Raw genomic sequence first — 25,617 nt, forward strand, 5'->3', positions numbered from 1 at the left:
AGGTAAAAGGTTGCAGGTAGTATTTACCTGCGACCTTCAACCTAAAATCTATAATCTTACAATGAAAGATATCAGAACTTTATCACTGGATCAGCTTAAAGACTATTTTGTGTCTTTGGGAGAAAAGCCGTTTCGTGCGAAACAGGTTTATGATTGGTTGTGGAGTAAAAATCTCCATTCGATTGATGAAATGACGAATCTTTCGAAACCTCTTCGCGAAAGAATTTCAGAAGAGTATACTATTAACCCCGTTTCTGTTGATCTACTCCAAAAAAGTAAAGACGGGACCATTAAAAACGGAGTGAAACTTCACGATGGTTTATTGGTGGAATCTGTACTGATTCCTACAGAAACAAGAACTACAGCGTGTGTCTCTTCCCAGGTTGGATGTTCGTTAAACTGCGAATTCTGTGCAACAGCTCGTTTGAAAAGAATGAGAAACCTTGAAGTGGCAGAAATTGTAGATCAGGTAGCTTTGATTGACAGTCAGAGTAAAATGTATTTTGACAGGCCTCTTACGAATATCGTTTTTATGGGGATGGGAGAGCCAATGATGAATTACAAAAACGTAGTAGAAGCTATCAGAAAAATTACCCAGCCGGAAGGTTTAGGGATGTCTCCAAGAAGAATCACTGTTTCTACTTCAGGAATTCCGAAGATGATCAAGATGTTGGCCGATGATGAGCTGCGTGTAAAATTGGCTTTATCACTTCACTCAGCTATTGAATCTAAGCGTAACGAAATCATGCCGTTTTCAGATAAATTCCCATTGACGGACATTATGGAGTCTCTTCAATATTGGTATCAAAAGACAGGCTCTGTTATCACTTTTGAATATTGTGTATGGAAAGGTATTAATGACAGTGATGAAGATATTAAAGCCTTGATTAAATACTGTAAACAGGTGCCTTCTAAAGTTAATTTAATTCAATATAATCCTATCGGAGACGGAAAATACGATCAGTGTAACAAACAGGCAGAAGAAAATTATGTACGTCAGCTGGAAAATGCAGGCATTACTGTAATGATTCGTAAAAGCCGTGGCGGAGATATTGATGCCGCTTGTGGTCAGCTTGCCAATAAAACTGTTGATTAAAATTTCCTTAAAAATTTAAAAATTTTTCTTAAGAATTTCTTAAAATCTTACCTTTGTAGATAAAACTAAAAGGTGATGATGGATTACTTTCTTGGCGAAGACGGATTGGAAAATGTATATGCGTGGTCAATACCTCTTCACGCCACGGTTATCTTAGCGGAAATGATTTACAGCCACATTTCAGAGGCGAAATTATATAGTGGAAAAGATGTAGCCACAAGTATTTATCTTGCATTGATGAATTTTGGGCTGGATCTTGTCATGAAAGCCTTTGCAATGGGGGTGATGTTTTTCTTCTACAACCACAGGCTTTTTACTTGGGATTTTACAATTTGGTATTGGTTAATTTGCTTTGTTATTACTGATTTTGCCTATTATGTTCTGCATTATGTAGATCATCATTCAAGGGCGTTTTGGGCAGTGCATATCACCCATCACAATTCAGAGTTTTTTAATTTAACAACAGGTTTCAGAAGTCCTGTTTTACAGCCGCTTTACAGATATTTATATTTTTCTCCGTTGGCTTTTTTAGGATTTAATCCCTGGCATATTATGGTCGTTTACGCTATAGGTCAGGTTTACGGAACTTGGGTGCATACACAGACAGTGAAAAGTATGGGGATTTTAGAATATATTTTGGTAACTCCTTCTCATCACCGTGTTCATCATGCTTGTAATATCAAATATTTGGATAGAAATATGGGGATGTGCCTGATTATTTGGGACAAAATTTTTGGGACATTCGAAAAAGAAGATCCAAATGTTCCTGTAAAATATGGAATTTACCCCAAAATGCCGGACAATAAACCCGATACTGTCCTGCTTTATGAATGGAGAAAAATCTGGAAAGATATCAAACAACCCGGTTTAAAATTTTCAGACAGAATCAATTATGTCTTTAATTCTCCGGGTTGGAGACATGACGGAACCGGAAAAACGGTAAGGCAATACCAAAAGGAATATTTAGCAAAAAAAGCGAAAAGAAAGCAAGAGCATCAAAAAAAAACGGCTTGATTTATTAAATAAACAGCAAAAAATTTTCAATAAAATCTATATAATCACGAGAGGCGGACAATTGTTCGTCTTTTTTTATCATTAAAATTTAATTAAAACTTTTGCGGCTTTTGTAGTTGAAACCAGAAAACTCTATTTTTACTCTATGAAAAAGTTGTTTCTGACTCTTACCATTGTAATTTCTACATTTTCGTTTTCCCAAAGAACAGATTTTCTAAAGATTAGAAAATACAGAATCAGCCATTTAGGGGAAAAAATTAAAGAAACTTCAGGATTAAATATCTTAAATGGAAAACTTTATACTTTCAATGACAGTGGGAATACAGCCGATATTTATGAAATTAATAAGGATAACGGAGAAATTATCCGGATATTTACAACCAATTTAATCAATAAAGATTGGGAAGCTTTAACGAATGATGGTGAAAATTTTTATATAGGTGATTTCGGAAATAATACAGGTGAGAGAAAAGATCTTACGGTTTATAAAATTCCCTACGAAAATCTAAACAATGTAAATAATACTAATATTTCGGTATCTGAGAGAAATCCTGACGGGATGTCTATCCCGTTTTTTTATCCTGAGCAAAAAGATTTTACTTCCAAGAATTTAAACACAGATTTCGACACAGAAGCAATGATTTATTTAAACGGGAAACTGCATATTTTCACGAAAGAATGGGCTTCAAAATCAACGACACATTATATTATTAATCCTGAAATTTCAGAAAAACAAAGAGCTGAAAAAATAGAGGCTTTTAAAACTGATTTTGTAGTTACAGATGCTTCTTATTTTGATAAAAAACTTTATCTGGCCGGCTATACGAAGAAAACAGAAGTCTTTTTAGAGGTTTTTAACGAAACAGAACCGGGAATATTTTTTGAAGGAACTCCAAAACGTTACTATTTAGGTACTGCCATGTCAATCGGACAGATTGAAGGAATCGCTGTAGATGAGTCCGGAATTTATATTTCGGGGGAAAAATTCAATTCTCCGTTGGGAAGTACAAAGCAGAGCCTGTATTTTGTTCCAAAAGATAAACTCAAAGATTAATTTCTCTTAAAATTAACTGAAAAAAATTATCTTTGTAAGAATTAATAATTATTTATCCATTATTCGAAAATTTTGGCAAATATCGTAGAAGAAATTAAGCAACCGATTAATGAGGAAATGAAACTTTTTGAAGAGAAGTTTTATGAATCGATGCAGAGTAAAGTCCCTTTACTAGATAAAGTTACTCGTTTTATCGTTACTACAAAAGGGAAGCAGATGCGTCCTATGTTTGTTTTTCTTTGTGCAAAATTGGTAGGTAATGTCAACGAAAAAACCTATCGTGGTGCTTCTATGATAGAGTTGATCCATACGGCAACTTTGGTGCATGATGATGTGGTGGATGAAAGCTTTAAACGCCGTAATTTTTTTTCAATCAATGCGTTATGGAAAAATAAAATTGCGGTGTTGGTAGGAGATTATCTTCTTTCAAAATCAGTTTTATTATCAACAGATCATAAAGATTATGATTTGTTGTCCGTAATTTCCAGAACAATCCGTGAAATGTCTGAAGGAGAGCTTCTTCAATTGGAAAAAGCCAGAAAATTAGATATTACGGAAGATGTTTACTACGAAATTATTCGCCAGAAAACGGCGACTTTAATTGCTGCTTGTTGCGAAATCGGAGTATTGTCAAACAGTACAGATGAAGTTTTAGCCAAAAAAATGCTTGATTTCGGAACTTATACCGGGATGGCTTTTCAAATTAAAGATGATCTTTTTGATTATTTAAGTTCAAACGTTATCGGAAAACCGGTAGGAATTGATATTAAAGAACAGAAAATGACATTGCCTTTAATTCATACTTTAAAAATAGCTGGCGAAAAGGACAGAAAATACTATTTTAACACGATAAAGCGTTATAATAATGACCAGAAGCGTGTGAAAGAGTTAATTTCTTTCGTTAAAAATTCCGGAGGTTTAGATTATGCCATTAAAGTAATGAAGGATTTTCAGCAAAAAGCAAAAGATATTCTGAATGAATTTCCTGATTCTGAAGCAAAAAAATCTTTACATCTTATGCTGGATTACGTAATTGAGAGAAAATTTTAAACTAAATAACTTTCATCGTTACAATAATAACAGCTAATACAATACAAAATAAAGCGATTAAAAATAAATAATCCGCAATATTCTCAAACTTGTTTTCCTGCTTTTCTTTTTTTGTTCTGATAGCCAAAAATGAGAAAAAACAGCTGAAGGCAAAAAACAGGCAGGCAATTCCGGCAAATTCGTCCAAATGCGTACTCTGACTAATCTTAGAGATTTTTAAAGAAGTGATAATCACCAGTGAAAACCCTAAAAGATTGCTCGATGCATTGAGGATATGGGATGATTTTCTTTCCATGTTTACAAATTTATTCAAAATAAACCACAATTTTTTTTATTATCAAATTTTTAAAAAAGATTAATAAAAATTAAAATTAATTTAAAAAGTGTATATTAGCAAAATACTTGAAGAACAAAAACCTTTTTTATTTGGCTATGCAAACAACTTATATTGAAACACAGCAAATTTCTTTTCAAGATTTTAAAAATCAGATACTTGAGGATTACAAATTAGGGAGAATTTCTCGCGAAATGTCTTATCTGGGAAGAAGAGAAGTACTTACAGGAAAAGCTAAGTTTGGAATTTTTGGGGATGGTAAAGAGCTTCCTCAGTTGGCAATGGCGAAAGTTTTCAGAAATGGCGACTTCCGTTCAGGATATTACAGAGATCAGACTTTTTCGTTAGCTGTGGATGCTTTGACGGTTGAAAGTTTCTTTGCGCAGTTATATGCGGATACAAGTGTGGAAAGAGAGCCTGCATCGGCGGGAAGACAGATGAACGGCCACTTTGCCACAAGAAGTTTGAATGAAGACGGAAGCTGGAAAGATTTAACAGCACAAAAAAATATTTCTTCTGATATTTCGCCTACAGCAGGGCAGATGCCTAGATTATTAGGCTTGGCTCAGGCTTCAAAAATATATAAATCAGTACAATTCGACGGTTCTGAAAAATTCTCAAAAAATGGTAATGAAATCGCTTTTGGAACAATCGGAGATGCTTCTACGGCAGAAGGTCATTTCTGGGAAACGTTGAATGCAGCCTGTGCGCTTCAGGTTCCGATGGTTGTTTCGATTTGGGATGACGGTTACGGAATATCAGTTCCTACCAAAAACCAGAGAGCAAAAGCAGATATTGCTGAAATGTTGAGTGGTTTTCAGAGAAAAGAAGGTGAAAATCAAGGTTGTGAAATCATTCAGGTGAAAGCTTGGGATTATCCATCATTGCTGGATGCTTATGCAAGAGCCGAACAGTTTGCAAGAATGGAAAGCGTTCCTGTAGTTGTTCATGTTATTGAAGTTACGCAGCCTCAGGGTCATTCTACTTCAGGTTCTCATGAAAGATATAAAAACGAAGAGCGTTTAGCTTGGGAATCTCAGTTTGACGGGTTAGTAAAATTCAGAGAATGGATTTTGAATTATTCGATCGAAATTGACGGAAAAGAAGAAATTATCGCAAGTTCAGAAGAATTAGATTCAATCGATGAAGAAGCGAAAAGAACTGTAAAAGCGGGACAAAAAACGGCTTGGGAAAGCTATCAAAAAACAATTACAGATTTAATTCATTCGGTTCTGCCTTTAGTGGAAAACCTTAAAGGACAAAATACTGAAATTGAAAATTATATTAATCAATTCAATAAATTAGTTTCAAAAGCGAAGAAAGATGTTTTCCATTTGATAAGAAAATCTTTACTGGCAACAAGAGGAACAAATTCTGCGGAAAGAAATCAATTGATGCAGAAATATAATGAGATTTTTGAAGTAGAAAAAGATAATTATTCTTCTCATTTATATTCTCAGTCTCAGTGGAAAGCTGAAAACGTAAAAGAAATCAAACCAATCTATTCTGACAGCTCTGAAGATGTGGACGGAAGAGTAGTGGTAAGAAATAATTTTGATAAAATTTTTGAAAAATACCCTGAAACTTTAGTTTTTGGTGAAGATGCCGGAAATATCGGTGATGTCAACCAGGGCCTTGAAGGAATGCAGGAAAAATACGGTGATATTCGCGTTGCCGATACGGGAATCCGTGAAGCAACGATCTTGGGACAGGGTATCGGTATGGCAATGAGAGGTTTGAGGCCAATTGCCGAAATACAGTATTTAGACTATATTTTGTACTGTTTGCAAGGAATGAGCGATGATTTGGCGACGGTACAATACAGAACAAAAGGCGGACAAAAAGCTCCTGTAATTATCAGAACAAGAGGGCACAGGCTAGAGGGAGTTTGGCATTCAGGTTCTCCGATGGCGGGAATTTTGAATCTTTCAAAAGGTATTTTGGTATTGGTTCCAAGAAACTTAACGAAAGCTGCCGGATTCTATAATACCATGCTCCAAAGCGATGATCCTGCGGTTATTGTTGAATGCCTGAACGGTTACAGATTAAAAGAAAAACAACCTGATAACTTGGGTGAATTCACTGTTCCTGTAGGGAAAATTGAAGTAACAAGAGAGGGAAAAGATGTTACGTTGGTAACTTACGGCTCGACCTGGAGAATTGTCATGGAGGCAGCGGAAGAACTTGAAAAATTAGGAATTTCCGCGGAAGTTATTGACGTTCAGTCTTTAATACCTTTTGATTTGACAAATGAAATTGCTGAAAGCGTGAAGAAAACCAACAGATTAGTAGTAATTGACGAAGATGTGGAAGGTGGAACTTCGGCGTTTATTCTTCAGCAGATTTTAGAGAAACAAAAAGCTTTCAGATATTTAGATTCTGATCCTTTGACAATTGCTGCAAATGATCACAGACCAGCGTATGCAAGTGATGGAGACTATTTCAGCAAGCCATCTTCAGATGATATGGTTGAGAAGATTTACACCATGTTTAATGAAACAAATCCTCAAAAATATCCTGCGATATTTTAATTGAGTTTTTAGATAAATTTGAACCGCTTTCTAAGGAAAGCGGTTTTTTAATTATCTTATTTTATAAAAATTTATTGCTTTCTGCTTTAGAGGATTTGTACTCCATTCTTCCCATTCTCCGGTGTAGGGATTATAACCGCATTTCAAAGGTTTTGAAATGTCTAATCCGTTTTCATTACTGTGGGTTCTTTCTGTATACGCTCTGCAATCTGTACAAATGTACCTGAACTCACAATCTTTGCAGGCTTCTATCTCATCTTTGGTAAGATTCCAGTATTTTTTTTAATCAGCATGTTGTAAAGCCTGCTGTAAACCTATTTCTTTAATATTTCCGAAGATTTGTGACAATGTTTAATATTCCCGTCTTTGTGCCTATTCGTCTGGTTGAATTTCATTAGAAAGTAATGAGTTATCACAATCAATCCTTTCAAAATTAGCATTATTAGATATAAGATATTCTATGATTTCATTACCGGAACGATCACTATTTTCTGTTATTATTTTTATCATTTAAATATTTTAAATAATCCTCAAAAGTTAATTTAACAGCATTATCTAACCCAATTTTTTTGCTTGTTCTAGCACTAATAGTTTATTAACACTACTATTACTCTGTTTATTAATGTTTTTTTTGGACTCAAGTGTTTTTATTATATAATCTTGTAACCAGTGTTGATGTTCATTCATATGAATATCAACTGAGGGATTATTGTAGTGCAAGTGTTTAAAGCGGAGCCTTCCTCTTCTGTACCAAAAACTGGTAATCTCATCTAAGAAAAATTGTGTTCTGTGACTTTCCAAGAAAATTCTTTTTTTATAAACTTTAATTTCAAAAATCTCATCTTCATGTACACGAATAAATTTTTTACCCATCTCAGAAAGCCAATTTATAACTTCATTAGTGGTAGTTTCTTGATTTTTCGTTACAATTAAAATCATTTCTTTTTTGTTTTTTTGAAAAAATCTTTTCTGATTTCAGCTTCATGTTTCAAACTGGGTAGTCCTATGCTTTTTCTACTTCGATTAACCTGAGTCGAATCTTGGGTTTTATTTCTATATCTAAACCTTGATGCTGTATTCTTATTATTATCAAAGGTATCTGCCATAAGTGAATAATCCTGAGGGGAACAATCACCTGATTTCAAATATTCAAATACTTTGCTTTTAATTATGGGATAACTTTCTGATGATACCATATGGCTCAATAAAGTTGGCATTGCGATAAAAACATCATTATTTCCAAGTCGTCCTATTTTTTGTGAAGAAGGAAACCCATAATTTGTAAACGTCCATAGGAAAAGATGTGCATTTTTTTCAACATTCTTTTTGACCAATGTTTTATCGTTAGGTCTGCCTACCTGATCTCGTATCATAGCTATTGTGAAAGAATCAATAAGTTGTTTATTTAGACTTTTTTTCCAATCTGCAACTCTTTGATTTACTTCTGTGCTGTCTATTCCATACTTTTGATAAAGCTTGAATTGGTCTTTATAACTGTCACCATAGGGAGCTATTAAAGGTATCAGTTTATAAAGACTTTTTTTTCCACCAAAATTTTTATTGTAATCATCAGATATTTTAATATATGTGAAATACTCTTCTATGCGTTCCTGATTTTTAGGTGTATATTTTCTAAATAATTTACGATATTTTTTTATAGCTTTTTGAGGATTATTTGCCATCCGATAAATACTGTCAATTTCATTTACTCTATTATAATAGGTAATATAATCGAACTCTCTACTTTTACAAGAATTAAAAAAAAATGTCCATGTTGAAAATATGGCTATTAAGTAAAAAATGGACTTTTTATTAAAATGTTTTTTCACGCAAAATGTTTTTTATATTGATAAGGGAGATTTATTTTCCCCTTATTTTTATTTTACAAATAAATTATGCATTAGGCCCACAGGTTGTTATCCTACCTTTATAACCTCCGCCCGGAGAATCATATACATCATATTCTACACAGTTTTCTCCAACATTTACATTGGATTGTATATTGCATGTGCCTCCTTGAATAGTTTTTAAATCTTTTAACTGTTTATTTTCCAAAGAAGAAAAGTTCTTCTTCATGCCTGTTAATTTTTTCATTTTTTTTCATTTTAATTTAATAATTATCTTTGTCATATAAGCCCTGACATGGGGAACCGATCAGTCTTAATATTTATTTTTTGTACTGTACACTTACAAGAATAAATACTTTTATATCAATATTGACAGTACAAATATTGGTTTTTAGAAAATCTGAAAACCATTTAATTTTGTATTCCGTAATACTGTATTGCTTTCTGTTTTAGAGGATTTGTACTCCATTCTTCCCATTCTCCGGTGTAGGGATCATAACCGCATTTCAAAGGTTTTGAAATGTCTAATCCGTTTTCATTACTGTGGGTTCTTTCTGTATACGCTCTGCAATCTGTACAAATGTACCTGAACTCACAATCTTTGCAGGCTTCTATTTCATCTTTGGTAAGATTCCAGTATTTTTTGAAATCAGCATGTTGTAAAGCCTGCTCTAAAGTTGTATTTTTAATATTTCCGAAAGATTCTGGCATTGCAGGACAGTTTTTAATATTCCCGTCTTTGTCTATTGCTATTTTTTTGTGAAGGCAGGAATTGTGATTGACCGCTTCTGTATACATTTGAATATTGGTGGCAAAATAATCAGATTTAATTTTCCCGCAATGTAATTGGGGACTTATCTTTTGTGTTGTAAAAATTATAAATTTAGTATTTTTACTATCAATAAAAATATATTCTTCTTTTTTGCTATTGCTGATAATAAAAGAAGTAATCCGAGGATATTCAACAACCATATTTTGTAAAATCTGTATATTTAAATCAGGAGAAAATTGAAGTATGAAAGATATTGATGAAATTATCATCTCATTTTTATTAATAAAATTTAAAATATCATTAATGATTTCTAATTTTATTTTATGATAAAATCTAATTTGTAGAAATTTACAGTTAAGATTATCCAAATTTGTAAACACTTTGAAAAGATTATAATTGCTGGTAGTGTCTAAATCTATGATTGCATTTGAAATTTCAAAAGGATAATGAAAATCCAAATCCATTTTCGGATAGTATTTTGGATTTTGTGTAAAGAATATGAATTCTTTTTCTAATAGAAAATCAAAATATTCATCTATGATTCCGTCATATTGATTTTTATAATGAATTTTTATATCTTTTTTATTTTTTTTGCCATCAAATTTTTTTAAAATATCATATAAATCATTAGGAATGAATTCATAATTTCCTCTTTGTAAATCACAAATAATACTGTTAATACTTCCCTTAACAGGAATACAGTTAGGGTATAATCTGAAGACTTCTTTCATAAAACTTTAGAAATAGGCTTATAAAATATCTGATCAGATATTTTATCTGATTTAATTTTTCTTATTGTAAAAAACTGTCCCTTCTCAATTTTAATATTTTCTTTAAAAGAATACTGAAGAACAATAGGTATTTTTTCAAAATTATTTCTGACTAGTTTTTTCATAATCAATTAATTTTTCTGCAATAAACTTTTCAATATGATAATTACAATTTCTTGAAACCCAATTGAACTGTCCTTGTGGATTGATCTCTAGAAAAACAAATTCATTTTCGGGGGTTAAAATAAGATCTATTGAGCATGTGTCGATTTTCTTGTGCTTTAGAAATTTTCTTAGTTTTTGAATTATTTTTTTGGGAAGATTGAATGCAATACATCTATTTTGTTTTTCAGAATTATAGTTTCTGAAGTCGATTTTAGTTTTCTCGTCATTCTGAGAAAATATAGCCATTGCAAAAAAGCTGTCATCAAAATAAAAAGTTCTTATTTCTACTTCTTTTTCTATGTACTGCTGAAACTTTGAAACCACAAAGTAATCATGTAATTCATCTAAATGAAAATTTTCAACAATGCATGTTCCTTGGGACATATAAATAAATTCTTCCGTCTTAAACCTGATAATATCTTTAATAGATTTTGTGATTATTTTCCCGTGTTTTTCTTTAAAAGAAATTACATCTTTTTTCTTATTTGTAATGAGTGTTTCAGGTATTTTGAAACCACACTCTTTTGCTAGATAAAGATCATATAATTTATTGTGCTGATCTTCTTCTATAAAGTCACCAAAATAATTTTTATTTCCTTTATTTATCTTTTCATAGAATTTATTTACGATATCACTTTCTTTCCATATATAGTAACTGAATGGGTAATTTAATAATTCATTAGGATTTAATTGTCTTGATCCTCTTCTAATCCAAACAACATCTTTTTCTGGTTGAATTTCATTAGAAATAATAGAGGTATATTCACTAAAATTATCACAATCAATCCTTTCAAAATTAGCATTATTAGATATAAGATATTCTATGATTTCATTACCGGAACGATCACTATTTTCTGTTATTATTTTTATCATTTAAATACTTTAAATAATCCTCAAAAGTTAATTTAACAGCATTATTAGTGATGTTATTTAATATTTGCTCACCACAGCTCTCTGTAAAATATTGTATAAAGCTGGTGGGTTCAAACCTGTATAAAGGATTAAAATTTACCTTAAATAATCTGTACAATGTAGTTTTTGAGACATCAGGCAAACCAATTTTTTTTCTGTTTTCTTCAATACGGTCTATTTCTTTTTTATCTTTTTTGTCTCTGCTTTCGGGATAAATACTTTTATTTATGTAGTATTCACTGTCTAAGCCAATTAAAGGAAGATTATAGTCTTTTTTCAATGTTGCATGCTCTGTTAAATCCACAAAATTCCTGTTCCTAAGTTTTCCTTCCAAAACAGCTTTATAGAGCAATGGTACTAAATCTACGTTTATTTCTTTACCTTTTTTCTGTTGATGGATAATAATGAGCTGATAGTCGGGAGTAAAAGCATCCACTTGGTTGTTCACTCCCACCATATATTCATTAGGGAAACCATATTTTTCAATAACTTCTTTAAGCTTTACAGCATTAAGACTATCATTTTTATTGAGTTTTTTTATAAGTGCTTCGTCAGGTCTTTTTGTTGAAAAAGGAACAGTTAGTCTACCAAGGTACTGATCGCTTTTACCTAAACTGTCCAGCGTTTTTTTTAGGATATAGTTGAATTTACTTTGCTCCTGAGTACAATCTATTCCATTTATAAAATCTTGATTATTTTCCATAAAATCTTTGAAAAATTTAAATCCTCTTATAGTAGAAAAATTGTAACCTAAACATCTTAGATTTTTGTAATCCTTTTTTGCTCTCTCATTATTATGTATTTCTGTGTTTACAATAAAACTATTATATATATCATCAAAAAAAGGTTGTTTTTTGAGCTTAAATGCATTTTGATAATATTCTGATGCAGCTTTTTTGTCATTAGAGATTACTATAGCATATTCTGCTTTATTGGTATAGTCATAATATTTTTGCAGAGTTTCGGACAATTGACCATAAGTATATAAAATGCAAAATAAGCAAATGAGGAGAAGAGTTTTTTTTATCATTTTTATTTTTTAATAAATAAAATATTTTACTCACATCCATTTACATTAACAGTGGTTTATACTTATTGCTAAAAATATAAATTGGATGCAGGTAAAATATTTGTAATAAAAGATGATACTTTATAGTTTCTTATCTTTAATAAAATTAACTACTATGACAGTTGCCTAAGCCTATATAACCTCCATTACCAAATTTAACGTCGCTATCGCAAGTTACATCACCTAAACTAGTCGTGGCTTGTATTGATCCATTATACATAGGACCTCCGCTTCCTCCTGCAACATCTTTTTTACCCTCATTTTTCATTTGAAATTTTTTAAGGCTCTCTAATCCCTTTGTTGTTTTCTTTTTCATTGTTTGAAATTTTTTATGTTTTTATGTCACTATTGACAATCCAAAAATATCAAACAGTGTTGAAATAACTTTAAGGTTTTTATGTGAATTTTATGTGAATTTCAACACATAAATAATATATTTGCAGTATAAAACATAACAATGATAAAAAATAAGCTCATAAAAGTCCGAAAGGCAAAAGAATTCACCCAGGAAAAAATGGCTAAAATATTACATATGACTCAATCTCAATATCAAAGAAGGGAAAAAGGAGAAATAAAAATTTCTGATCCGGAATGGGAACGTATTGCAAAAGCATTAGATGTTCCCGTAGAAGATATTAAAGAAGATGAATCAATTATCCATCAGATTAATACTTATGATAATCAATCCGTTAATTATTCTTCAAGTAATAATTACTTTCATAATATCCCGGATTATATATTGGAAAACCAGCAGGAGTATATTAATTTGCTGAAAAAGGAAATTGAGGAATTAAAAGGAGAAATTCAAGATTTAAAATCTCAAAACAAATAAAAAAAGGCTGTCAAACGACAGCCTTTTTATTTTTTACCTTCTCATCCAAAAAAACACAATCTTTATCTGCATGAAAACTTTTATTCTGATATTTTGCTTCCCATTCTTCCAGTAAATACAGAATCGGTAATAATGCCAATCCCTTTTCTGTTAAAGAATATTCCACTCTCGGAGGGATTTCTTTAAACTCTTCCCGGATGACCAATCCGTCAGCTTCCATTTCGCGTAACTGGTCGGTCAAAACTTTTCTGGAAATTACATGTATTCGCACGGCAAGTTCTCCAAAACGCAATTTTCTATCCTTAATTACCAATACAATTATAGGTTTCCATTTGCTTCCCAATGCAGACATTGCCTTACCCAGAGGGCAGCTGTATTGCATTAATTCGTTTTTCTTCATATGTTACTTTTATGTTACTAATGTAAGTTACTGCAAAGTTACCACTTTTTTTCATCATAAGATACAAATACGAACTATTATTAGTTACTTTGTGTAACAATTATAAAAATATAATTTAAAGATGAGTACAGAATCATTATTTAAACCATTTCAATACAAAAATTTACAGCTTAAAAATAGAATAGTAATGGCTCCCATGACGAGGGCACAATCTGATAATGGTGTTCCGACACAGGCTATTGCAGATTATTATGCAAGAAGGGCAGAATCTGAAGTAGGACTGATTCTTTCCGAAGGAACTGTTATCAACAGACCGGCTTCAAAAAATATGCAGAATATCCCTGATTTTTACGGAAATGAAGCATTAAACGGCTGGAAAAATGTAATTGATGCCGTTCATGCAAAAGGAGGGAAAATGGGGCCTCAAATCTGGCATGTAGGAGATACAAGAAGTTCTGCAGAATACCCTTTAGTTGATATGGAAAAAGCTTCTACAATGACATTAGAAGATATCCAGGATACTATTCAGCAATTTGCTGTTTCTGCCAAATCTGCGAAAGATCTGGGATTTGATGTTGTTGAAATTCACGGCGCACATGGTTACCTTATCGACCAGTTTTTCTGGGAAGTTACCAACACAAGAACTGATGAATATGGTGGTAAAACACTGAAAGAAAGAAGCAAATTTGCAGTAGATGTTGTAAAAGCGATCAGAGCTGCTGTTGGTGAAGATTTTACGGTTATTATCCGTCTTTCCCAATGGAAACAGCAGGATTATAAAACGAAATTGGCCAATACTCCGGAAGAAATGGAAGAGTGGCTGTTGCCATTAAAAGAAGCAGGAGTGGATATTTTTCATTGTTCACAACGTCGTTTTTGGGAGGCGGAATTTGAAGGTTCTGATCTGAATTTTGCAGGTTGGGCCAAGAAAATCACCGGGCAGCCAACAATTACTGTAGGTTCTGTAGGTCTTGAAGGAGATTTTATGGCGGCATTTGCAGGGCAGGGAACTGAAAAAGCAGATTTAACCGAATTGACAAGAAGATTGGAAAGAGGAGATTTTGATCTTGTTGCTGTCGGGCGTGCACTTTTACAGGATCCGCTTTGGGTGAAAAAAATCAAAGAAGGAAATACGGAAGAGCTTTTAAATTTTTCCGCTGAAAGTTTGACAGTACTTTATTAAAAAACAATTATGAATTGTGAATTTACTTCGCTGTTTTTTTTAACATTCAACTATTCACCGGTGGGGTAACTAACAATTCACTTATTTATATTTATAAATTTTCTACCTAATTATTTTTTAAACGAAACCCGCTTTCAGGATTCCTGAAAGCGGGTTTTTTTAACAGATTTAAATATCTAAATTGTCATATCGGAATATGGCAAAGTGAATTCTTACAAACCTATGTTTTTATTCGGTTTCAATTGCTTTAAGATATCCTTCGGAATAGCGTTTTTGTGAACAAGAATTGCCGTTGATTTGTATTCTACATACGGTCTTGTTACATACAGATAGCCTTCGAAATCGTTCGTTACTCCCCAAGAGTTTTTAACCATATAATATTCTTTTCCTGACTGATCTTTTGCCAGCCCTACGATATGCATACCGTGATCATCTGTTGTAGACAGGTTATTAAGAGCTTTTTGGCGCATATCTTCAGTGATCGTTTTGTCTTTTTTAGGCTCTGTAAATAAAATTGCTTTGTTGTCTGCATTGATTTGGTCTAAATCCATATCAGGAACATAGGCAACACCGTTTTTATATGAGAAATAAGGTTCAGAAACATCAGTTGCCCAACCCACGGAATATCCTTTGTTTACAGCATTGTCAATAATTGCTGTCAAATCTTTCATCGGAACGTTCCAGTCAGAATCATGGCTCCAGTTATCAGGAATCGGAACTACGAATTTTTGATAATACGGATAGTCTTTGTATGAAGAAATTTCTACATAATCTTCAGGATTGATTCCTACAACTTCTTTAGCGAATGTTTGAGGAGTATAACTTTTCCCTTCGTAGGTAAAGTTGGCAGGAACTTTTCCTAAATACTCATCAAGAATTGCATCCACAGAATCCATCCAGTTATCCGAAAGCTTACCTTTAGATGAAGCCTGAACCAGACTGTCTAAAACCGGCTTTAATTTACCTTGCATTTCCTTGAAATTATTAAGAGTCTGCCCGGATTTTAATCCTGTATAAACATCCTGGGGTACTGCACCATATTTTTTATACATATTTACTACATCGTGCAGCTCTCCGCCATCACCCCAGCTGATTGCACCATTATTTAAAACGTATAATTTTGCTTTATCGTGGTAAGAATTTCTCGCTGTGAAAATTTCTGCCAAGTCCACAGGTTTTTTACCCATTCTCTGCATTTCAGATTCAAGGAAAGAATTTCCTGAATAGCTCCAGCATGTTCCTGAAGAACCTTGATTTTTTACTGAAGTTGCCCCTACATCTTTCAACGTAGTGAATTTGAAATTAGCGTTTTGAGATTGATTGTTTTTTAACTTGTTGATTAAGTCATCCTGGGCAAACATCATACTTCCTGCAGACAAAACAAAAAGTAATGACGCAATTTTGGTATTTTTCATTACTATAAAAGATTATTTTAATTAATAGTCGTTGGTATTAAAGATTTGTTACAAGGGGAAAAGTTAAATTTCATAAACAGATTTTTTAGATTATTTTTAAAAAAAAGTTTAATAGGTTTCCAACCATTCTTAAAATTTTTGCATCTATAAGAATATAAGCGAGACTATGGAAAGAGAATTACTGTTAGAATGTCAACGTAACGACCGGAACGCACAACGGAAGGTTTACGAAAAAATGGCGGGAAAGCTGTATTCAGTTTGTAAACGCTATCTGAAAACGGATGAAGATATTGAAGAAGTATTGGCAGATACTTTCTATAAAATTTTCACGAAGATCAGCCAATTGCAAAATCCTGAAACTTTTGAAGCTTGGGCAAAAAAAATTGCTGTAAATGAATGTCTTCAAAAATTGCGTTCCAGAGAAATGCTGCATATTTCTTTAGATGAAAATTGGGTTCACTCATCAGACACGACAGTGGAACATATTTCTTTTGAAAAGGATATTTTAAAACTTCTGAATTTTCTTCCTGAAGGCTGCAGAGCTATTTTTAATCTGTTTGCCATTGAAGGGTATCCGCACAAAGAGATTGCAGTAATGCTTTCCATAAGCGAAGGGACATCAAAATCTCAACTCAATTTTGCCCGAAAAAAATTACAGGAACTTTTGATCAACCAAAACATTTAAACTTTTACCACAATGGAAACTAATCATAATATAGATAAAACATTCAATGAGGCTTCTAAAGCTTTAGATGAGCCTGCAACTTTTCCGGGGTTTGACAAGGTTTGGAATAAAATTGAAGAAAAATTAGATAAAAAAGAAGAAAAAAAGAAAACGGGCTTAATGTGGTTTCCATACGGCATTGCTGCAAGTTTGATGATCGGAGTGGGAATTTTTTATTTTTTAAATAAGAAACAATTAGTACCTGCAATAACTTCGATTGCAGAAGGCCCGAAGGCTACAACAAACACAAATATTGCTAAAGTTGACAGTACCGTAAAATCTAATATTGAAAAGGAAATTACCACTCCAAAAACTTCTGCAAAAGCTGAAAAATTAGCTTATAAACACATCGGAATTCCTAAAAAAACGTATGTTTTTGAGGGTTTTTATCCAAATATTACTGAGTATAATGAAAAAGCTGATGTGCAATCTACCACAGATACTTTAGGAAATAAAGAGATTGAACAGGTAATCGTAATGGGGCTGAAGAGAGAAAAATCTGCTATGAAAAGCGCAATGAGTTTAGTTTCTTCAAATGATATTTCCAAATCCGATAGTAAAAAAATTGTTGCCGATACAGCGGAAGCTCAATCTTTTAACAGTCCGTTTGATATTAAAAATGAATTGAAAGAACCTCTTGTTTTAGGATATAATAATTCTTACAAAAAAAATAAAGGGACAGCACCAACTTCTGTGACAGCTGGTAAAATAGGCGATAAATATTTGGCGGATAAGCTTCAAGGTTCTGTGGCTGGTCTTAATATCAGTTCTTTTGGAAGCCCGGGTTCTGGAAAAGTAGATATTGTTGTCCGTGGCCAAAGCTCTCTAAGTACCAATGATAATCCGCTATACATTGTTGATGGAACAATGATAGATGTAGAAGAATTTAAAAAAATAGATCCTGAAAAAATAGAAGCTTTAACCGTTTTAAAAGGTGAAAAGGCATTACTCCTTTATGGAAGCAAGGCAGCAAACGGGGTTATTGTAATTGAAACTAAAGATATTTCGAGAGAAGATAAACAAAAGCTGAAGGAAATTCTTAGAAAGGGAGGTGCTTTGAATAAATAATATTCTCACAAATTATTTTCCAACTAAAAAATCATAGATCATGAGACGATTTCATTTGTTCTGTTTTTTAACAGCAACTACCGTTATGTCTGCTCAGAGCTCACAATTATATTATTCAGGAACATTTTTTAATCATACAAATAAGCCTCAAAACTTTCTAAAAGTTTACAACAAAAACAGTGGTATTTTTGAAATGACCGATGAGAAGGGCTTTGCTATTATTGCTGCAAAACCTTACGATACATTGGTCTGGAACAACGGAAAAAATACGGAGGTTATCCTATCATATCGATTGAGTGAATTAAAAAATATTTTGGAAAGTCAGATTGACAAAAAACAGGCTCAGAACGTTTACAGTAAAGATTATGATAGTTTGATTGCCTTTAAAAATAAAGATAGTTTCAGCATTGAAAATTCTAAAACGGTTTTAAGCAAAAATTCGGATAAATATTTTTCGTCTGTAAGGAAAATCAGGCAAAAAAACGATACCCTTTTTAAGGTGAAAATAGTAGCACAGCAGTATTTGATTTTTAATGGAAGCTTTATGACTTCATTTGATGTAAAAAACCGTAATTCAATTCCCGTAACCCAAAGCAGGTACGTACAGGGAAGGCCTGAAAATGGAGCTTTAGTATGGAAAGGCCCTGAAACAAATGAGATGTTCAGCTTTGGGCCTGATATTTCGACATTAGGATTTGATAATCAACCCTACGAATACGACGAAAACGGGAGATTAATACATTTTAAAAACGGAATTTCACGCGCAAAAGTTTACGACAATGATATTTTTAAAACTACGGTTGGATTTAATAATCAATTGAGATTAAACGCTTTAATTAAGAATGGTTATCAGGAAAAAATGCGTTTTTCTTTGGATTTGGGTCAGCAAAAAGATCAAATGTATTTTGTTGATCAGTTTAATATAACAAATAATATAAAGACGAAATTGAATGTAAATTTAAATGGGTATATTTTTAATCTCGGGTTTAATTATGAGGAAAACAAAGCTACAAACGCCAATAGAATAGCTCTTTTTAATAGAATCTATCAGAATTCTTTACTAACGCCTGTCTCATTTTCCAACTCGCAGAATATCTTTTTAAGCAACAATTTCCAGCGAAGTTATAGCCAAAGTGCTGATAATCCGTTTTTTCTTTTTAATCAAAACAATACATATAATTATAAAAATAGCCGCAGACAGGCAAGCTTTGACGTAGCGAAAAATTGGAGGAATTTTAAACTGTATATAAGTCAGTCTTATGAAAACGACAGTTTTTGGAACCTTGATCAATATAAACCTTCAACTTTTGGGTTCAATGATGGTATCACTAATGAAAGAGGGCAGAATAATAGTCTGTACCATTCTAATATTTTAGGAAATTATTCATTAGGAAATTATAAACTCAGAAATATTTTCAGTCTTAATTTTATTCTAAATGATAGAAAATCAGATGTTTATAATAGCTTAGCCTACCGGAAATATATTTATCAGAGAACTTCGCAGGATTATTTGTTTAATTATAATATGGAATTTTATAGCCATGATTTTGAGATGGGGCTTCAACTTGGAAATTCATTCTATATTTCAAATACATCTGATAAAAACAGCTATTGGCTGCCAAAAGCAAATGCTTATATTACTTTCCAGAATATCTTTGATTGGAATAATATTAATTTTAAAATTTTAGGTGCTTATACCCAAATAAGCTCTGAGCCGGAAATTACAAAATCATATGCTTCTTATGAAACCACATTATTAAACGCTCAGAATTCCTACCAGTATTTTCCTGTGAATGAAGTGGAAAGCTTTAATAAACTTTCAAATATAAATACTAAAGAATGGAAAGCAGGAGGAAAAATAAACCTAGGCCACCATATAAGTTTTGAAGGTGAATACTTTAACAGAAAAATTAATAATGATGTGTTTTCTGTATTTGAAAATAATCAGTTAAGATTAAAAAATCTGGCGAATCATACGTACAGCGGATATGAATTCAATTTTGATTATAATAATTTAAGGCTTTCCTATGATTTTTACAGCACTCATAAAGTTTCATTTTTTAAATATAAAGATATTGTAAACAAAGTGAATGCCGGGTATAATAATATGGCTATTTCGGGATTCAGCGATATTTATAAAACCCTTACAGAAGGACAGGTTTTGGGAGCTGTTATGGGAAGTTATTTTATAAGAAATGCTGAGGGGCAGCTGATTATTGATGAATTTGGTTATCCGAAAAAAGCAGACGGAATAAAAATTATTGCAGACCCGACTCCGGATTTTGTATTAAAATTTAATCATAATTTTAAGTATAAAAGGTTTTCTTTAGATATCAATTGGGAATGGAAAAAAGGAGGACAAATCTGGAACGGAACACAGGCTGTGCTTGATTATTATGGACGTTCTTACAATTCTGGTGAAGAAAGGAATATGAAGAACTATGTATTTCAAGGTGTGAATTCCGGAGGGAATGTAAATCAGATTCCTGTCGATTTTTATGATCAGAACCAGAATGTTACAGAAAACAGGTGGTCAAGATATGGTTATTTGGGTGTATCGGAAGATTATATCCAAAAAGCTGATTATATAAGGATTAACAGCATTTCGCTTTCCACAAATTTTCCGATTAACAATACTTCAAGAACGTTGACTCTTACTTTTTATGTCAATAATATTTTATTATGGCAGGCAAATAAAGGCGTAGATCCTGGTCAAAATTTTTACGATACAGATAATGGAAGAGGTCTTGATTTCTTTAATCTTCCTTCCTTTAAAACATTCGGATGCATGGTTTCATTTAAATTTTAAGATATGAATTTCAGATTTACCTCATATATTTTATTGTTGGGATTTTTATTTTTAAATATTCCGGCAAAAGCGCAGGATATTTTTCACGATTTTGAAAAAGAAAAAGTGTATGTACAGACTAACCATGTTTTTTATAAACCCGGTGATGAAATGTACTATAAAATTTACATTGTGAAAGGAGAAAGTAATCTTCCTGCGGAAGACAGCAAAGTAGTAAATTTTGAATTGACAGGTCCGGACGGAAGTGTTTTCAAAAAGCTTAAATATGAAATAAAAAGTGGCCATGCTGAAGGTCACATATATTTTGCGGACGATATGAAGGGAGGGATTTATAAAATCCGTGCTTATACAGACTGGATGCAGAATGAAGATGATAAAAATGCTTTTGAAAAGGAAATCACTCTGCAAAAAACCGTTTCTCCGAGAATTTTAATGAAACTTGATTTTCCTAAAAAGGGATATGGGGCAGGAGATGAGGTATTTGCTGATTTCTCTATGAGAAGTCTGAGCAATCTTGCCATTCCTTTTTATGAAGCAGATTATAGTGTCATGCATAATGGTGAAAAAATTTCAGAAGGAAAGCTGATTACCGGTAAAGAAGGAAAAAACCAATTGAAATTCAGGCTTCCGGATGTTTTAAAATCATCTGATGCATTATTAACTGTTAAAGTAAATTTTGATGGATTTACAGAATCTGTTTCGCGAAATATCCCTATTGTTTTGAATAATCTCGATGTGAAATTCATGCCTGAAGGTGGGACTTTCATCAATGGAATCGAGCAGAATATTGCTTTTAAAATTTTAGATGAATTTGAAAAACCTGTAGATGCAACGCTGGAAATTTACAATCAGGAGAATGTGAAAATAACCAAAGCTTCAGCATATAATTTCGGGATGGGCAGTTTTCAATTGACCCCGAAAAATAATGAAACATATTATGCTAAAGTTTTACAACCTGAAAACATTAAGGCAATTTATCAGCTTCCGGCAGCCAGGGATAATGGAATTGTTTTTAATATGATAAAAGAAGGGGAGAAATTTTTGTTTAAGATAATTTCAACTCATGAAAAAAATATTATTGTGGAAGGAAGTTTTCGTGGAAAAAATATTTTTAATAAAACAATTTCATTAAAAAAGGGTCTCAATCAGTTTGAATTACAGGAAGATAAACTTCCGATTGGTATTTGTAGGTTTACAGCCTTGGAAAATGATATTCCTCTTGCGGAACGTGTTGTTTTCGCGAACGAAAATAAACAGATGAATATTAAAATTAAACCTGAAAAAGCGAATTATTTACCCAGAGAAAAAGTGATTTTGGATATTGAAACTACCGATGAAAAAGGCAACCCAATTCCTGCAAATATGGCTTTGAGTGTCGTGGATGACAAACTTTGGACTTACGCAGATGATAAACAAAATCATATTATTTCATGGCTTTTGATGGATTCTGAATTGAAAGGAAAAATTGAAAAACCACAGTTTTATTTTGATAATAAAGAAGAAAAAGCAGGGAAAAGCTTAGATCTTGTCATGCTGACGAATGGTTACAGATATTTTGAGCTGATTCCCGAAGTTATTAAAAACAAAAAATATAAATACCTTCCTGAAAAGAAAAATCCAATCTACGGAATTGTAGAAGATGAGAATAAGAAGCCTGTAAAAGCCGAAGTTTTTTTATTGGAAGAAGCAGCCAATAGCACTAAAGTTCTTAGACAGATTACAACAGAAAAGGGACTGTTTTATTTTTCAGGTTTAAATCGGGAAACTTCATATAAGGTAATAGCAAAATCTTTTCAGCCAAAACATAAAGTTAATGTGAGGTTTTTATCTTATAGGCTTAATATTAATCCTTTAACGAAAAACAAACTGAATAATATTGACGTTGAAGAAGTGATTAAAGAAGCTGAAATTAAAGAAAAACCAAAGGAAACAGCGGAGACTCCAAAACAACAATATTATACTAAACCTATTTATAGATCAGATACTGTTAAAAATCAAAATATTGAAGAAGTTGTGGTAACAGCTTTAGGAATTAATAAAAAAGAATCTTTGACGGGCTCTACCACAGTTGTAAAATCTTATGAGATTGAAAATCCCGCTATGGGTTATCTTCTCAGCGGGAAAGTGGCGGGGCTTCAGGTTTCCGGTATCAGTAACCAAAGTAATCAAAATATTCTTATCAGAGGAATTTCGTCAGCTTCTAATAATAAACCTTTATTTATTGTAGACGGAGTTCCGGTTGAAAATTTCAATACAATGATTAATCCGAATGATATCAACAGTATTACGATTCTTAAAGATGCAGCTGCAATAGCGGTTTACGGAAGCAGGGCTGCAAACGGAGTAGTTATTGTGAACTCCTGGAAAAATATGAATTCCGGAATCAGAATTGATATTTCCCCGAAATCTTATTTTGCTGTGAAAGCTGTTCCAGGAGATAGTTTGGTGGAGTATTCGTATACCAGAAAATTTTCATATCCTGTTTACAAGACGACCAATACTTCGTACCGGATTGATTATAGAGATGCAATTTATTGGAATCCTGTGGTAGAAACAGATAAAAACGGAAAAGCAAAAGTAGAATTTTATAATTCTGATGCTAATACTACTTTTAGAATTATGGCGGAAGGCATTTCTGCAACAGGGCTTCTGGGAAGAAAAGAAACAACGTATGCTGCTCAGAGCTTAATATCAATTGATGCTAAAATTCCACAGTATCTGTCAAGAACAGATCAAATGCTGATTCCTGTTGTAATTAAAAATAATTCTTCGGAAACAAAAGAAATAATAATGAATATCATTGTTCCCAATCGTGTTAAACTGATAAAGTCTGATAGCTTAATTACTTTAAAACCATTAGAATCAGGCAGATTGTTTGTCAAAATTCAAACGGATGAAGTGATTAATTCTAATATTCAGTTTACAGTAAGATCAGATGATTTTAGGGAGACTATGATCCTTCCGTTCAAGGTAGAAGAGAAAGGATTTCCGCATAAATACTCGATGATCAACAATCAAAATGAAAATATAAAAATTGTCATTCCTGAATATATTAACGGGAGTTTTTATTCATCTTATTATGTTTTTGAAAACAGAGCTTTGCAGATGTTTGAGGATTTGGAACGATTAAGAAGAGAACCTCACGGCTGTTTTGAACAGCTTTCTTCAACAGTTTATCCTAATATTTTTATTCTGGATTATCTGAAGTCTGTCAACAAAATTACTTCTGAGGACGAAAAGACTGTAACCAAAAACATGAAAATGGGTTTTCAGAAGATGTTAAGCTATAGGCAGAAAGATGGTGGATTTGGCTATTTCAATTCAACACAGTCCAGCGTTGCGGTTTCAGCTTTTGCATTGTTGGAATTTAATGATTTAAAAAAATATGTGACGATTGATCAGAAATTGATTCAGGGATTAAGCTCGTTTATCCTCTCAAAAAAAGATAAGAACGGACTTTTTGAAGTAAGAGGAGAATATGAACTGAATCAGCCTTATTCCGAATATTCTTGGTCTAGAAATATGTATGTTTTGTATGCTTTATCAAAGAGCGGATTTAAAAATGAAATTGAAAATTCTTATAAAATTTTGATGAACAGGGCTTTGGCGACAAAAGACTCTTATCAGTTAGCATTGATGGCAAACACTTCTGCAAATCTTGGAAAAGATCAGGACTGCAATACTTTATTAAACATTTTAAACCAACAGCATGATAATAAAAAATTGAAAACTAAAATTACATTTACAGGTTCCGGAGGAATGTCTGCGAATGCTGAAACGCTTTCACTTTATATAATGGCTTTGCAAAAAGATGAAAGACTGAATCAGTTGAAGATTGCAGAAATTGCAGACGAATTAATCAATTATAACGGGTATTATGGCTTTGGTTCCACTCAGGCAACAAGTCTGGCTCTGGAAGCATTATCAGAATTCTTTACTAAAAATGAACAACTTTTTGGAACTGGAAAACCTATGGTAAAAATTAATGGTTCCGATATCTATCCGAATGTAAATGTTACTTCAGCCTATAAAGTAGGTGAGAACAGGATAAATATAGTTTATCATGATAAAAAAGGCCTTCCTTATAAATTAGATTATGAATATTATACTTTACAAGCTCCGGAAAGCGCTGATATCCCTTTGCTGTTAGACATAAAATTAAAATCGTCAATATCAAAAGTAGGAGAGACAAACAGGCTTTCTGTTAGGGTTAAAAATAAAATCAATGGACAATTACCAATGGCAACAGCGAAAATTGGTATTCCTGCGGGGCTGACTTTACAAAATGCTCTGCTAAAAGATTTGATTGACAAAAAACAGATTTCTTATTATGAAATTTTTGATAATTATCTGGTTTTGTATTGGGAACATTTCAATGCCAATGAAACGAAGGTTGTCAATGTAGATTTAAAAGTAGAATTTGCAGGTGAATATACGGGAAAAGCAAGTAATGTCTACTTATATTATACACCGGAATCCAAAGCCTGGAATGAGGGAATTAAAGCTAAAATTGAACCTTAAACTTGAAAATATAAAATTTTACCATACACCTTTTTTAATTTTTGCATCTAT

Annotated in this window: 21 protein-coding genes; 11 read left to right on the plus strand and 10 right to left on the minus strand. The window is 32.4% G+C overall.

Annotated elements, in window-relative coordinates:
- Positions 1–61: 61 nt before the first annotated feature.
- The 4 genes from rlmN to ACM39_RS13380 all read left to right on the plus strand — a co-directional run bounded on the left by rlmN (position 62) and on the right by ACM39_RS13380 (position 4,214).
- On the plus strand, positions 62–1,096 hold the full coding sequence (gene rlmN / locus ACM39_RS13365) for a 23S rRNA (adenine(2503)-C(2))-methyltransferase RlmN (protein WP_048511550.1): 1,035 nt from the start codon (positions 62–64) through the stop codon (positions 1,094–1,096).
- A gap of 75 nt (positions 1,097–1,171) precedes the next feature.
- The gene (locus tag ACM39_RS13370) at positions 1,172–2,110 is read left to right on the plus strand and encodes a sterol desaturase family protein (RefSeq protein WP_048511551.1); all 939 of its coding nucleotides are present in this window, start codon (positions 1,172–1,174) and stop codon (positions 2,108–2,110) included.
- A gap of 145 nt (positions 2,111–2,255) precedes the next feature.
- A complete protein-coding gene (locus ACM39_RS13375; RefSeq protein WP_048511552.1) occupies positions 2,256–3,164 on the plus strand; it encodes a hypothetical protein in 909 nt (302 codons plus the stop codon).
- Positions 3,165–3,236: 72 nt separating this feature from the next.
- Positions 3,237–4,214, plus strand: coding sequence for a polyprenyl synthetase family protein (locus ACM39_RS13380; protein WP_048511553.1), 978 nt, complete (start codon positions 3,237–3,239; stop codon positions 4,212–4,214).
- A gap of 1 nt (position 4,215) precedes the next feature.
- Here ACM39_RS13380 and ACM39_RS13385 read toward each other — a convergent pair whose 3' ends face one another.
- On the minus strand, positions 4,216–4,509 hold the full coding sequence (locus ACM39_RS13385) for a hypothetical protein (RefSeq protein WP_048511554.1): 294 nt from the start codon (positions 4,507–4,509) through the stop codon (positions 4,216–4,218).
- Positions 4,510–4,646: 137 nt separating this feature from the next.
- Here ACM39_RS13385 and ACM39_RS13390 point away from each other — a divergent pair, with 137 nt between their 5' ends.
- Positions 4,647–7,079 (plus strand): transketolase C-terminal domain-containing protein, encoded by a 2,433-nt coding sequence (locus ACM39_RS13390; RefSeq protein ID WP_048511645.1) that lies wholly within the window; start codon positions 4,647–4,649, stop codon positions 7,077–7,079.
- Between the two features lie 555 nt (positions 7,080–7,634).
- On the opposite strand, the gene ACM39_RS13395 is transcribed toward ACM39_RS13390, so the two are convergent.
- The 7 genes from ACM39_RS13395 to ACM39_RS13425 form a co-directional block, all read right to left on the minus strand.
- Entirely contained in the window at positions 7,635–8,018 is a 384-nt protein-coding gene (locus ACM39_RS13395; protein WP_048511646.1) for an alpha-L-glutamate ligase, read from the minus strand.
- The gene (locus tag ACM39_RS13400; RefSeq protein WP_228377114.1) at positions 8,015–8,908 is read right to left on the minus strand and encodes a hypothetical protein; all 894 of its coding nucleotides are present in this window, start codon (positions 8,906–8,908) and stop codon (positions 8,015–8,017) included. Before ACM39_RS13400 ends, ACM39_RS13395 begins: the two co-directional genes overlap by 4 nt.
- 64 nt (positions 8,909–8,972) lie before the next feature.
- Complete coding sequence (locus ACM39_RS13405) at positions 8,973–9,173, minus strand: TIGR04139 family peptide modification target (protein ID WP_048511555.1); 201 nt, start codon at positions 9,171–9,173, stop codon at positions 8,973–8,975.
- Between the two features lie 164 nt (positions 9,174–9,337).
- On the minus strand, positions 9,338–10,429 hold the full coding sequence (gene gwsS, locus ACM39_RS13410) for a grasp-with-spasm system SPASM domain peptide maturase (RefSeq protein WP_048511556.1): 1,092 nt from the start codon (positions 10,427–10,429) through the stop codon (positions 9,338–9,340).
- Between the two features lie 141 nt (positions 10,430–10,570).
- A complete protein-coding gene (locus ACM39_RS13415; protein WP_048511557.1) occupies positions 10,571–11,506 on the minus strand; it encodes a hypothetical protein in 936 nt (311 codons plus the stop codon).
- Positions 11,481–12,575, minus strand: a complete 1,095-nt coding sequence (locus ACM39_RS13420; protein ID WP_131701459.1) for a hypothetical protein — start codon at positions 12,573–12,575, stop codon at positions 11,481–11,483. Before ACM39_RS13420 ends, ACM39_RS13415 begins: the two co-directional genes overlap by 26 nt.
- A gap of 145 nt (positions 12,576–12,720) precedes the next feature.
- Positions 12,721–12,930 (minus strand): hypothetical protein, encoded by a 210-nt coding sequence (locus ACM39_RS13425; RefSeq protein WP_048511559.1) that lies wholly within the window; start codon positions 12,928–12,930, stop codon positions 12,721–12,723.
- Positions 12,931–13,071: 141 nt separating this feature from the next.
- Between ACM39_RS13425 and ACM39_RS13430 the strand changes: the two genes are divergently transcribed.
- A complete protein-coding gene (locus tag ACM39_RS13430; protein ID WP_048511560.1) occupies positions 13,072–13,446 on the plus strand; it encodes a helix-turn-helix transcriptional regulator in 375 nt (124 codons plus the stop codon).
- Positions 13,447–13,456: 10 nt separating this feature from the next.
- Here the strand turns inward: ACM39_RS13430 and ACM39_RS13435 are convergent, their stop codons facing one another.
- Positions 13,457–13,846 carry a winged helix-turn-helix transcriptional regulator gene (locus ACM39_RS13435; protein WP_048511561.1) on the minus strand — a complete coding sequence of 130 codons (390 nt, stop codon included), beginning with the start codon at positions 13,844–13,846 and terminating at the stop codon, positions 13,457–13,459.
- Between the two features lie 121 nt (positions 13,847–13,967).
- Between ACM39_RS13435 and ACM39_RS13440 the strand changes: the two genes are divergently transcribed.
- On the plus strand, positions 13,968–15,029 hold the full coding sequence (locus tag ACM39_RS13440; protein WP_048511562.1) for an NADH:flavin oxidoreductase: 1,062 nt from the start codon (positions 13,968–13,970) through the stop codon (positions 15,027–15,029).
- Between the two features lie 212 nt (positions 15,030–15,241).
- Here the strand turns inward: ACM39_RS13440 and ACM39_RS13445 are convergent, their stop codons facing one another.
- A complete protein-coding gene (locus ACM39_RS13445; RefSeq protein ID WP_048511563.1) occupies positions 15,242–16,444 on the minus strand; it encodes an aminopeptidase C in 1,203 nt (400 codons plus the stop codon).
- Between the two features lie 166 nt (positions 16,445–16,610).
- On the opposite strand from ACM39_RS13445, the gene ACM39_RS13450 reads away from it, so the two are divergent.
- Genes ACM39_RS13450 through ACM39_RS13465 form a run of 4 tightly spaced genes read left to right on the plus strand, consistent with a single transcriptional unit; the run spans position 16,611 to position 25,566 of the window.
- Complete coding sequence (locus ACM39_RS13450) at positions 16,611–17,129, plus strand: RNA polymerase sigma factor (protein ID WP_048511564.1); 519 nt, start codon at positions 16,611–16,613, stop codon at positions 17,127–17,129.
- A gap of 12 nt (positions 17,130–17,141) precedes the next feature.
- Entirely contained in the window at positions 17,142–18,236 is a 1,095-nt protein-coding gene (locus ACM39_RS13455) for a TonB-dependent receptor plug domain-containing protein (RefSeq protein ID WP_048511565.1), read from the plus strand.
- Between the two features lie 40 nt (positions 18,237–18,276).
- Positions 18,277–21,045 carry a hypothetical protein gene (locus ACM39_RS13460; RefSeq protein ID WP_131701460.1) on the plus strand — a complete coding sequence of 923 codons (2,769 nt, stop codon included), beginning with the start codon at positions 18,277–18,279 and terminating at the stop codon, positions 21,043–21,045.
- 3 nt (positions 21,046–21,048) lie between these two features.
- Positions 21,049–25,566: a TonB-dependent receptor plug domain-containing protein gene (locus ACM39_RS13465; RefSeq protein WP_048511567.1), complete on the plus strand. Its 4,518-nt coding sequence runs from the start codon at positions 21,049–21,051 to the stop codon at positions 25,564–25,566.
- Positions 25,567–25,617: the final 51 nt, after the last annotated feature.

It is taken from the genome of Chryseobacterium sp. FH2, assembly GCF_001045455.1.
Taxonomy (GTDB): domain Bacteria; phylum Bacteroidota; class Bacteroidia; order Flavobacteriales; family Weeksellaceae; genus Chryseobacterium.

Coding starts and splice junctions, on each gene's coding strand:
- gwsS (WP_048511556.1), bottom strand. CDS start 10,429: ATGAAAGAAGTCTTCAGATTATACCCTAACTGTATTCCTGTTAAGGGA.
- ACM39_RS13375 (WP_048511552.1), top strand. CDS start 2,256: ATGAAAAAGTTGTTTCTGACTCTTACCATTGTAATTTCTACATTTTCG.
- ACM39_RS13435 (WP_048511561.1), bottom strand. CDS start 13,846: ATGAAGAAAAACGAATTAATGCAATACAGCTGCCCTCTGGGTAAGGCA.
- rlmN (WP_048511550.1), top strand. CDS start 62: ATGAAAGATATCAGAACTTTATCACTGGATCAGCTTAAAGACTATTTT.
- ACM39_RS13415 (WP_048511557.1), bottom strand. CDS start 11,506: ATGATAAAAATAATAACAGAAAATAGTGATCGTTCCGGTAATGAAATC.
- ACM39_RS13395 (WP_048511646.1), bottom strand. CDS start 8,018: ATGATTTTAATTGTAACGAAAAATCAAGAAACTACCACTAATGAAGTT.
- ACM39_RS13460 (WP_131701460.1), top strand. CDS start 18,277: ATGAGACGATTTCATTTGTTCTGTTTTTTAACAGCAACTACCGTTATG.
- ACM39_RS13465 (WP_048511567.1), top strand. CDS start 21,049: ATGAATTTCAGATTTACCTCATATATTTTATTGTTGGGATTTTTATTT.
- ACM39_RS13440 (WP_048511562.1), top strand. CDS start 13,968: ATGAGTACAGAATCATTATTTAAACCATTTCAATACAAAAATTTACAG.
- ACM39_RS13430 (WP_048511560.1), top strand. CDS start 13,072: ATGATAAAAAATAAGCTCATAAAAGTCCGAAAGGCAAAAGAATTCACC.
- ACM39_RS13370 (WP_048511551.1), top strand. CDS start 1,172: ATGATGGATTACTTTCTTGGCGAAGACGGATTGGAAAATGTATATGCG.
- ACM39_RS13390 (WP_048511645.1), top strand. CDS start 4,647: ATGCAAACAACTTATATTGAAACACAGCAAATTTCTTTTCAAGATTTT.
- ACM39_RS13455 (WP_048511565.1), top strand. CDS start 17,142: ATGGAAACTAATCATAATATAGATAAAACATTCAATGAGGCTTCTAAA.
- ACM39_RS13425 (WP_048511559.1), bottom strand. CDS start 12,930: ATGAAAAAGAAAACAACAAAGGGATTAGAGAGCCTTAAAAAATTTCAA.
- ACM39_RS13405 (WP_048511555.1), bottom strand. CDS start 9,173: ATGAAAAAATTAACAGGCATGAAGAAGAACTTTTCTTCTTTGGAAAAT.
- ACM39_RS13450 (WP_048511564.1), top strand. CDS start 16,611: ATGGAAAGAGAATTACTGTTAGAATGTCAACGTAACGACCGGAACGCA.
- ACM39_RS13445 (WP_048511563.1), bottom strand. CDS start 16,444: ATGAAAAATACCAAAATTGCGTCATTACTTTTTGTTTTGTCTGCAGGA.
- ACM39_RS13385 (WP_048511554.1), bottom strand. CDS start 4,509: ATGGAAAGAAAATCATCCCATATCCTCAATGCATCGAGCAATCTTTTA.
- ACM39_RS13420 (WP_131701459.1), bottom strand. CDS start 12,575: ATGATAAAAAAAACTCTTCTCCTCATTTGCTTATTTTGCATTTTATAT.